The sequence below is a fragment of the Wolbachia endosymbiont of Aedes aegypti genome (assembly GCF_021496215.1).
Lineage (GTDB): Bacteria > Pseudomonadota > Alphaproteobacteria > Rickettsiales > Anaplasmataceae > Wolbachia > Wolbachia pipientis.
The window spans coordinates 1,257,502-1,267,784 of sequence record NZ_CP090902.1 but is presented as its reverse complement, the minus strand read 5'-3'; the positions used below and the strand labels follow the sequence as shown (position 1 = coordinate 1,267,784).

The window sequence follows — 10,283 nt, the reverse complement described above, 5'->3', positions numbered from 1 at the left end:
TTTTTATTTCAAAAAAATGAAAAATTTGTAAATGTCGCTTGTATCGAGGATTAGAAGCATGCTATTAAAAACAGTAATACATTATGTATAAATCAGATGTTAAATTTACTGGCAAATAAGTAAAGTATTCATATAAATATAGCTAACCTAATATAGATTTACTGAAGCAAATTTATGATTATATTAAGTAATTTGAGTTGTTATGCTGTATTCGGTATTGAACTAGAGTTTTACATTGAAGGAATAGAAAAAGAATACTTATTTCTGAATAGCATCAAAAATAAAATAGCATCTCTTGAATTTTCTTGCGAGAAGGAGAATTCTACACATCAGTATGAGATAAAAAGTGGTTGTTATACGAACTCCTACAATTTAATTAAGCATTTTGAGTTAGCAAAACAATCACTTACTGAAACAGCACAAAAACTAGGTGGGAATGTTTCTTTTAAAGCAAAGCCTTATTTGGATAGAGCAGGCAGTGCATTAAATGTGCATGTTAATCTCGTGAATTCAAATAACGGTAACTTATTTTATATCAATGAGCAAAAGTACAGTGACTATCTGATTCATAGTATTGGTGGATTATGTGCAATGATGAAAAAACATATGTTGTTTTTTGCTCCAAATGATGATTCATATTTAAGATTTCAGTATCCGGATATTCACACTCCAACTACGATTAGTTGGGGAGTAAATAACAGAACTGCTGCGATAAGAATTCCCTATTTTGGCAACGATTCCAAAAGATGCCGCCTAGAGCACCGTGTTCCTGGAACAGATTGTAACCTTGAAAAAGTACTCACAGCAATAATTGAAGGTATAGTTTTTGGTATAGAGAACAAAATTGCTCCGCCAAATAGAGTGTATGGCATTGCATCTGATCCTCAATATAAGATGGAGAGTTTGATATAGCAACTACCTGTTAAACCCTAACCCATTAAACTCCTTTGAGGTAATTGGCCATTCTAGCACTTTCCTCACATCATTATTTACATTCCCATACTGTAATAGCAAGTCTGCAGCAGATAGTTTCTGCGTACTTTTAGATGATCCAAGCCCTATATTGGTAAGGTTGCTCAGTGGCTGCTCAGGAAGTGGATTACCAGATACATCCATGTGTTCAGGGAGAGATTTCATCTGATTCTTTATAGAGCTAGAGTTATTTTGTGCAGGATTTCTATCATCTGACATGTCAAGAATAATTTTCTCAGGTACTACCATAGTTTTTGTATAATCAGCAGAATGACTGCCTTCAGTGTTCTTAAATTCATCAAGAATTGGTTCGCCAAACGCATTTATAGGGCCACCAAGTGATCCTTTCTCCATGCGCTCTTCTGCTCTTTTCCTTATTATTTCTTCTGCTAGCTCAGTTTCAGTTCTTTTTGGTTCTTTTACGGTACCTTTTTCTTCACCTTCATCTCCTGAAACACCAGTAATTTCAGCAGGCTGTTCTTTTTTAGTTCTTATTTTATGAATCAGCGAAAGTAATAAGTAAGTAACTGCAGCAGCAGAAACGATAATGGCTATCTTTGCGGCAATGTGGATTGCTGTTAAAAATATTAAAGCTGATAAAGCTCCAGCTAATCCAGACACAATAACTTTATTTTTGCCTTTTGTTATATTTAGAATTGCCACCATAATAACCTCTCAAATACTGCTCTAGAATTATTATACAGAAATTTTCTTATACTTGCAATTTTGCAAAAATTTTAATTATTTGCGTAAAGTTTTAAAGCTACACAAGGATTAATTAATATGCAATGTATCTCGACTATAATATTGTACAAACGCACATATTCAGCTAACATTCAACATGCAGAGCTTACTCATAGAGCGAAACAGGGCGGTGGTATTATTACTTATAGTAATTTTTATCTTCGGTTCATACGTTTATGTAAAAATGCCAAGGGAAAGCAATCCTGGTATACAGATTCCTATAATCAGCGTGTTTGTTGGACTTCCTGGGATTTCTGCTCAAGATAGTGAAAAGCTATTAGTGCTTCCTATAGAAAATGAACTAAGATCCATCGAAGGTGTAAGAGAATTGAGAGCTTTTGCAACTAATGATGGTGCTCACATGATACTCGAATTTGGAACAGAGTATGATAATAAAGAAGTGCTCGATAATGTCCGTTCAAAGCTTTCAAACATAAAATCGAAGTTACCTGTTGAAGCGGAATCTCCGATAATCAATGAAATAAACTTGAGCTTATTTCCGATACTCAATGTCGGCTTAATTGGTAATTTGCCAGAAAGAGCCTTAACTGAAATAGCACGCAAGCTAAAGAAAGAAATAGAATCTCTGCCAAATGTTCTCAAAGTTGAAGTGGCAGGTATGCGTAAAGAAACAGTGGAAGTGATAGTTGAGCCCACAGTTCTAACAAAATATAACATTCAATCAAACGAAATATTCCAAGCTATATCAAGCAATAACAGACTAGTGGGAGCTGGGTCACTGGAAAATGATACCGGTAAATATTCGATTAAAATATCAGGGTTATTAAAAGATATAGAAGATATTATGAATATTCCTATTAGATCTCAAGGCGATGCAGTTTTGAGAATCAAAGATATAGCAAAAGTATACCCTAGGTTTGAGGATCACCAAGGATTTGCTCGCATTAATGGATTACCTAGTGTCGTGCTAGGAATTTCAAAACGTAACGGAAAAAACATAATAGACACAGTAAATCAAGTAAAATACTTAATGGATAAGGCAAAAGATCAATTACCTGAAAATTTAAAAGTGGTGTACTTAAACGACCAGTCAAAAAACGTCCTCGATGTGCTTGATGACTTGGAAAACGGCATAATATTTGCTGTGTTGTTAATATTGATCATAATGATGCTTTCTATGGGAACAAGGATTGCTATTCTTGTGGCACTCTCGATACCCGGTTCCTTTCTCATTGGGATAATAGCTCTTTACTTTATGGGTATAACCTTAAATATCGTTGTGCTCTTCAGTTTAATTATGGCTGTTGGCATGCTGGTTGATGATGCAATTGTGATCAGCGAATATGCCGATAGAAAGATGATCTGCGGAATGGACAAAGTAGAAGCTTTTTACACTTCAGTTCGTGATATGTTTTATCCGGTTCTATCATCAACGTTAACTAAATTAGCAGTGTTTTTTCCTCTATTATTCTGGCCTGATACTGTTGGTAAATTCATGCAGTACATACCAATTACAATAATCCTAACTTTGACTGGATCGCTCATTATGGCTTTGGTTTTTATACCAACACTTGGTGCAATATTTGGTAAGCCTTCGATAACTTCAAAAAAAGAAATAAAAAAAATGAGTGCTATAGAAAGTGGTGAAATAAAAAATGCTGGGCCTATAATAAGAGCTTACATACGCATGCTAGAGAAGGTTTTGGATCATCCTAAAAAATTCGTATGTGCTACTGTATTCGTTTTGTTTTCATTTAGTGTGCTGTACTTTACTTTTGGTCCTGGAGTAAAGTTTTTTCCGAAAGTGGATTCAGATAATATTTTAATCAGTGTTAAAGCAAAAGAAAGCTTATCAGCCAAAGAACGAGATCTGATACTCAAAGAAGTGGAAGAACGCATTTTGAGCATTGAAAAAGAAATTCATGTTTCTTATGCTAGATCAGGAGCATTTTCAGACAACGTTATCGCCAGAATACAACTAGAACTTATGGATTGGCGCTTCAGGCGCAAAGCTAAGCACATACTAAATGATATAAGGAGCAGTGTGCAAGACATGAAAGGAATAATAATTAATGTTCAAGAGGAAAAGCCAGGACCGTCGGCTGACAAGCCAATACAAATTAACCTCAGCGGGAGTGTATCCAGTTTGAATTTAGCAGCAGAGAAAATTCTAGAAATTATGAACCAACCTTCATCCGGGTTTATAAATATTCAAGATAGCAGATCAGCACCTGAAATAGAGTGGAATATGAGTGTTGATAAGAGTAAGGCTACAAGCTCTGAAGTAAGTGTTGCAACCATTGGCGATTTTATAAAGATGGTTACAAATGGAGTATTGATTGGAAAATATAGACCAAATAACACGGATGAAGAAATCGATATTGTACTCCGTTTCCCCAGAAAGGACCGCAATATGAAGACTATAGACAATCTTTTTATCAATACAGTTAATGGCCCGTATCCTATGAGCAACATAGTAAAATATGCTCCCGAAAAAAAGGTAAACAAACTAAACAGGATTGATGGATTACGCACAGTGACAATCTCTGCTGACGTTGATACTGGCTATCTTGTTGATGAAAGAGTAAAGTTCATTCAGAATTCTATTGCCCAGGATTGGGACAAGGGAGTAAAAATTGATTTTAAAGGCGACAAAGAAGATCAACAAAAATCAGGAGCATTTTTGTTAAAGGCTTTTATATTAGCGATTACACTAATGATATTGGTATTAGTGACACAGTTTAATAATGTATACCATACATTTATCGTAATGACAGCAGTGTTTTTATCCACAACATGTGTGTTTTTTGTTTTCTTTCTTATCCAACAAGTTTTCGTAGTTGTTATGTGTGGAGTGGGGATAATTGCTTTGGCAGGAATTATAGTGAATAATAACATACTATTGCTTGATGCCTTTCATCATCAAATTAAGGTACACAAAAATGACATCAAGCGATGTGTAATAAACGCTGCAATTTCTCGCGTTAGGCCAATATTGCTTACCGTTGCAACCACAGTTCTTGGTTTAATACCGATGATTACCAGGTTAAATATCAATTTTTTTACGCTACAAATCACATATGATGCTCCATCAAGCCAGTGGTGGGTTGACATTTCAACAACCATAGCAAGTGGAATATTGGCTGCAACGGTTTTAACTTTATTCTTTACTCCTGCGTTGCTTGTTATACAAAAACATGAAAAAACTTGACTTAAGTTAGCAATCATTTAACATTTAAGATAGTGTTCTTTGCCCGTTGGAGCTATAATTATAACTAATTACATTGGATTTATTTATTATGATTGCTAATCGTAAAAGCAGTGTTAAGCAGAAAAGTAACAAGAATAACATAGTTGGAAGCCTTGATGTAATAAAAACAGCAGGAGAGCTTTCACTTCAAAAAGGTTTAGATTTTGATGTTGTAATAAAGGCACTAGAAAGTGCTATAGAAGCAGTGGCTCATCAAAAATATGGTAGCAAAAGTAAAATTGTAGTTGATATAGATAGAAACACAGGCAAAGTTACTTCATATAGAAAACTAAAAGTTATTGATGATGAATCAAATGAAAAAGAGAATACTGAGTGTGAATCAATTACGCTTACACAAGCTAAATTAATAAAAGGAGATGCAAAAGTTGGAGATACTGTTAGTGAATTGCTCTCTCTTAACACTGATCTTGCTTCAGCAAGAATTGCCCAGCAAAAGATTGCTCAAGTAATTAAAGATGAAGAGTCAAAAAAGCAATATGAGGAGTTTAAAGATAAAGTGGGAGAAATAAGGTATGGTATTGTTAAACAAGTAGAATATTCAGATCTTATTATAGACATAAATGGCACTAGGGCATATCTTCCATTGCGAAATTTAACTGGTGGTGAATCATTTCGTGAAGGTGATAAGGTTAAAGCTTACATACAGACTGTTAAGCACTCTGATGATGGACGTCAAATTATTCTTTCTAGGACTCATGAAGGCTTTTTGGAGGCATTATTAAATCAAGAAATACCAGAAATTGCTGACGGATTAGTGACAATTAAAGGTATAGCTAGAGATGCTGGTTCAAGGTCTAAGGTTGCCGTTTTCTCTCCCGACAAGAACATTGATCCAGTAGGTGCTTGTGTTGGAGTTAAGGGAGATAGAATAAAAACTATTATACACGAATTAAATGGTGAAAAAATTGACGTTATAAATTACTCCTCAGATTTGGGTCAATTCGTTATTAAAGCCATTACTCCTGCAGAAGTATCGAAGGTTATTATTGATGAAAATGAAAATTGCATAGAGTTAATAGTTGCTGAAGATCAATTGAGTTTAGCGATAGGAAAAAAGGGCCAGAATGTAAGATTAGCTTCAGAGCTTGTTGGATGGAAAATTGAGATATTAAGCACTCAGCAAGAATCAGAAAGGCGAAGTAAAGAACTTAGTCAATGTTCAGCTTTATTTGCTGAAGCTTTAAACTTAGAAGAGATTATGGGTCAGCTATTGGTAACAGAAGGTTTTTCAAGTGTAGAAGACATATCTAGCGCTTCAATTAAAGAGCTTGCTTCAATAGAGGGCTTTAATGAAGATATTGCAAACGAACTTCACAATAGAGCAAATAAGTACCTGAAAGCAGAAAATGATAGAAAAATAGAAGAGCTAAAAAGTTTAGGTATGGAGGATGATGTAATCAATTTAACTTTATCAATAGACAATAAAATTGCTCTTAGTAAGCATGATATTAAGACTTTAGAGGACATAGCAGATTTATCAAGTTATGAGTTTTGCAGCATACTCTCTTCCTCATCCGATAGCAAAGAAGATCTAAAAGATACAGTAGATTCAATAATCATAGAAGCACGTAAAAAGCTTGGATTAATATAATAAAATAATATGAATAATGAAGATATCAGTGATAAAAAATTAACGCTCCAAGGTTTAAGCAAGCTTAAATTAGACCTCAATTTAAACTCTTCAGCTAGCCCAAGTACTGGAGCTACAGTAGTAAAAAAAAGAAGAAAAAAATCTCATGATGCAGAAGAACATAATTTATTTGACGAGAGTAAATTATGTTCTTTAACAGAGAAAGAACAAATTTTTCGCATTAATGCTGTGCAGAATGCTGCTTTGCTGAAAGAAAGAAATCAGAGAGAAGAAAAAGAGAAAACAGCAAAAGAAGACAGCAATAAAGAGATTGACGAGAAAAATGAAGCGGACGCTTTATCTAAGGAAATAAATAAGCAAGTTTTAAGTAATACCCACTTAGTTGAACCAAAAGAAGATAGTATTGACCATGAGGACAACGATAAAAAGTCTTTTAAAGTCAACAAAGATATATATTCTAAGCATTCTAAACTGGTAATTGCACAGGCAATAGATGAAAAAACTGAACAACCCCCTGTATTTAAGCAAAGGTTTGGTATAAGAGGTAGAAAGTCAAAGTTTACTAAGGGTAAAAATATATCAAGAGAAGTTATTATACCAGACAAAATAACTATCAGGGAGTTATCTATTCGCATGGCAGAAGATAGCAAGAGTGTGCTAAAAATGTTCAAAGAAGAAGTCGGTGAGAGTTATAGAGTAGATGATCTGGTGGATCCAGATATAGCATGTGAAATAGTGGAAAAATTTAATCATACGGCTAAACGAGTGAGCGATACCAACAGAGAAAAAGATTTATTTTTTATAGAAGGCAGAGAAAGCCTGCCTAAAAAACCTAAACCACCAATCGTCACTTTTATGGGACACGTCGATCATGGTAAAACCTCATTGCTCGATGCATTTCGTGAATCTAATGTTGCAGAAAGAGAGTCAGGTGGCATAACTCAACACATAGGTGCTTATCAAATAACGACAAAAGATAAGCAAAAAATTACCTTTATTGATACACCAGGACATGAAGCGTTCACTGCGATGCGTGCACGTGGTGCCAATATTACTAATATAGTTGTAATAGTAGTTGCAGCTGACGATGGAATCATGAAACAAACAGTTGAAGCAATAAATCATGCAAAAGCAGCAAATGTTTCCATTATAGTTGCTATTAATAAAATTGATAAATCTGAGCCTGGTGATGTAGAAAAAATAATTAATAGTTTGCCTCAATATGATCTCATCCCTGAAGGGCTTGGTGGTGATGTTATGATTATGCCAGTATCAGCAAAAAAGAAAACTAATTTAGATAAACTAGAAGAGGCGATTTTGTTAATCGCTGAATTAATGAAGCTAGAAGCAATAGAAGATTGTCGAGCACTTGGATGGGTAATAGAATCCAAAATAGATAAAGCGAAAGGAATATCAGCCACATTGATAGTTGAGGAAGGAACGTTAAAGGTTGGTGATATATTGGTAGTTGGTACAACATACAGCAAAGTACGTAGTATGGTTAATCACCTCGGTCAAAGAGAAAAAGCAGCACTACCCTCCGCTCCAATTGAAATTACTGGTCTAAATGGTGTACCAAATGCTGGAGATAAATTTGTTGTTGTAAATTCTGAAAAGCAGGCGCGTGAAATTGTTGAATACAGGCTAGAGTTAATCAAGAAAAAGAAAGAAGATTTGGGCGACAATAATTTAGATATATTCAGTCGTAATAACAGCGAAACAGAAGAACTATCTGTAGTTTTAAAGTGCGATGTAACTGGTTCTATTGAAGCAATATCAAGTTCAATTGATAAACTCGGTAAAGACCAAGTGAAATTAAATATCCTACACAAAGCAGTAGGAGGGATAACAGATTCAGATGTGCTGCTTGCAGAAGCATCAAGTGCAGTAATTTTAGCTTTTAATGTAAAAGTGGACTCAAAAATAAGGGACTTGGCAAAACAAAAAGGTATAGAAATACATACTTATAACATAATATACGAGCTCATTGACGACATGAGAATGTATTTAACTAAAATGTTAAAGCCTGTTACACGAGAGGTTCGTGTTGGCTTTGCATCTGTGAGGCAAATATTTAACGTATCTAAAGCTGGTAATATCATTGGATGTTACGTAAGTGATGGAGTCATAAGAAAAGATTCTTTAATTAAGGTAATGCGTGGTGGCAAATTGGTGCATGAAGGAAAGTTAAAAGCACTACGTAGATTTAAAGATGATATTAAAGAAGTAGGTGTAAACTTTGAATGCGGAGTATCACTAGAGGGTAATGTCGATATTAAAGTTGGAGATATTTTGGAAGCTTATCAATTAGTGCAAGAAGAAAGGGTGTTATAGTAGCTGGATATGAAAAAGGAAATTAGAAACCTAAAGATAGCATCGGTATTGCATAGAGCAATATCAAGAGTTCTAATGGAAGGTAAGGTGTTCAATAAAAATGTAGCGGTATCTGACGTAAAATTAAGTAAAGATTTGAAAAAAGCAGATGTATATATTGTGTTATCTTCATTGAATATTCAAGTAGCTGACTACTTAGATCCAGAAAAAAGACGCACTGGAGATCCTTCTGAGAATAATTGTGATATTAACACTGTTGTTAATGAAATGAACCAGTCTGCATGGTCAATACGTAAATCTATATTGTGTTATGTTGATTTGCGATTTATACCTGAGTTAGTTTTCAAGCCTGATTTAGCGTTCGATAATTTTGTTAATGTAAGCAAAATATTACATAATCACACTTAATTAATGTATTTCAACCATTACTTTTCATTAATGAGGTTGCACAGTTTAACAGGTTTGTGGCTTGTGCTATTTCCCAGTTTGAGCGGTATTCTTTTAGCCTCAACTTCTCTATCGTATCAGGTTCTTTTTCTCCTTGTTTTGTTTACTATAGGTGCATTTTTAATGAGACCCGCAGGGTGCATAATCAATGATATCTTCGATAGAAAAATAGATGCGCACGTTGAACGAACAAAATATAGGCCACTTGCAAGTGGTGCATTAAACATAAAGCAGGCTTTAGCTTTACTTTCACTGTTACTGTCTATTGCCCTGGTAATCTTATTATTAACTAATAAAACTACACTCATACTTGGAATAATCTCAATGTGTATGATAGCTACTTACCCTTTATTAAAGCGGTATGTTTGGTGGCCACAATTGTTCTTAGGGTTTACCTTCAATATGGGATCGCTCATGGGCTCAGCAGCAATAACAAACCAGATCAGTATAGAATCCTTGCTGTTTTATATAGGATGCGTCTTTTGGACACTTAGCTATGACACCATATACGCCCATCAAGATAAAAAAGATGATGAAAAACTCGGGATGAAATCTACCGCATTATATTTTGGTGATACAACAAAATCTTGGTTGAAAAGATTTTATTTAATATCTCTTATGACGTGGCTATATGCTGGTATCTTATCATCATTAAATAACATTTTTTATATTGCTCTACTTGCTGTAGGGTTCATATTTCACCGCCAATACAAAAATTTCAATCCTGACGATCCCAGTCAATGCATGTCCATATTTAAAAATAATTCCTACGTAGGGTTGCTTCTCTTTTTTGGCATCCTTTTAGATAGAATTATCACCTAGGTCTCAAGAGTTTTGGCTCTAATGAAGTCAATAAACTCAGGTACTCGCAGAAACGAAAATTGCTTGACAAACTCCGCCAGCCCTCTTATCATGAAACTGAAGCTATTGTATTTGCTTTCGCCAATCTGCAGATTAAAAGGT

The 10,283-nt window shown here is 34.6% G+C and carries 7 protein-coding genes; 6 read left to right on the top strand and 1 reads right to left on the bottom strand.

Features of this window, described 5'->3' with window-relative positions; all coding sequences use genetic code 11:
- The first annotated feature begins 174 nt into the window (after positions 1–174).
- A complete protein-coding gene (locus L0Z58_RS06545) occupies positions 175–912 on the top strand; it encodes a type I glutamate--ammonia ligase (RefSeq protein WP_010963182.1) in 738 nt (245 codons plus the stop codon).
- Positions 913–915: 3 nt separating this feature from the next.
- Here the strand turns inward: L0Z58_RS06545 and L0Z58_RS06540 are convergent, their stop codons facing one another.
- Positions 916–1,638, bottom strand: coding sequence for a hypothetical protein (locus tag L0Z58_RS06540; RefSeq protein ID WP_010963181.1), 723 nt, complete (start codon positions 1,636–1,638; stop codon positions 916–918).
- A gap of 175 nt (positions 1,639–1,813) precedes the next feature.
- On the opposite strand from L0Z58_RS06540, the gene L0Z58_RS06535 reads away from it, so the two are divergent.
- From L0Z58_RS06535 to ubiA, 5 genes are all read left to right on the top strand, one after another.
- Positions 1,814–4,888, top strand: a complete 3,075-nt coding sequence (locus L0Z58_RS06535; RefSeq protein WP_010963180.1) for an efflux RND transporter permease subunit — start codon at positions 1,814–1,816, stop codon at positions 4,886–4,888.
- An 88-nt stretch (positions 4,889–4,976) separates the two neighbouring features.
- Positions 4,977–6,539 (top strand): transcription termination factor NusA, encoded by a 1,563-nt coding sequence (gene nusA / locus L0Z58_RS06530; protein WP_010963179.1) that lies wholly within the window; start codon positions 4,977–4,979, stop codon positions 6,537–6,539.
- Between the two features lie 9 nt (positions 6,540–6,548).
- Positions 6,549–8,873 (top strand): translation initiation factor IF-2, encoded by a 2,325-nt coding sequence (gene infB, locus L0Z58_RS06525; protein WP_010963178.1) that lies wholly within the window; start codon positions 6,549–6,551, stop codon positions 8,871–8,873.
- A 9-nt stretch (positions 8,874–8,882) separates the two neighbouring features.
- Entirely contained in the window at positions 8,883–9,281 is a 399-nt protein-coding gene (locus tag L0Z58_RS06520) for a ribosome-binding factor A (protein WP_006279769.1), read from the top strand.
- A 3-nt stretch (positions 9,282–9,284) separates the two neighbouring features.
- Positions 9,285–10,142, top strand: a complete 858-nt coding sequence (gene ubiA / locus L0Z58_RS06515) for a 4-hydroxybenzoate octaprenyltransferase (RefSeq protein ID WP_010963177.1) — start codon at positions 9,285–9,287, stop codon at positions 10,140–10,142.
- Positions 10,143–10,283: the final 141 nt, after the last annotated feature.

Bases quoted from the DNA above. Each gene is read 5' to 3' on its own strand.
- L0Z58_RS06545 (WP_010963182.1), top strand. From the start codon at position 175: ATGATTATATTAAGTAATTTGAGTTGTTATGCTGTATTCGGTATTGAA.
- L0Z58_RS06540 (WP_010963181.1), bottom strand. From the start codon at position 1,638: ATGGTGGCAATTCTAAATATAACAAAAGGCAAAAATAAAGTTATTGTG.
- L0Z58_RS06535 (WP_010963180.1), top strand. From the start codon at position 1,814: ATGCAGAGCTTACTCATAGAGCGAAACAGGGCGGTGGTATTATTACTT.
- nusA (WP_010963179.1), top strand. From the start codon at position 4,977: ATGATTGCTAATCGTAAAAGCAGTGTTAAGCAGAAAAGTAACAAGAAT.
- infB (WP_010963178.1), top strand. From the start codon at position 6,549: ATGAATAATGAAGATATCAGTGATAAAAAATTAACGCTCCAAGGTTTA.
- L0Z58_RS06520 (WP_006279769.1), top strand. From the start codon at position 8,883: ATGAAAAAGGAAATTAGAAACCTAAAGATAGCATCGGTATTGCATAGA.
- ubiA (WP_010963177.1), top strand. From the start codon at position 9,285: ATGTATTTCAACCATTACTTTTCATTAATGAGGTTGCACAGTTTAACA.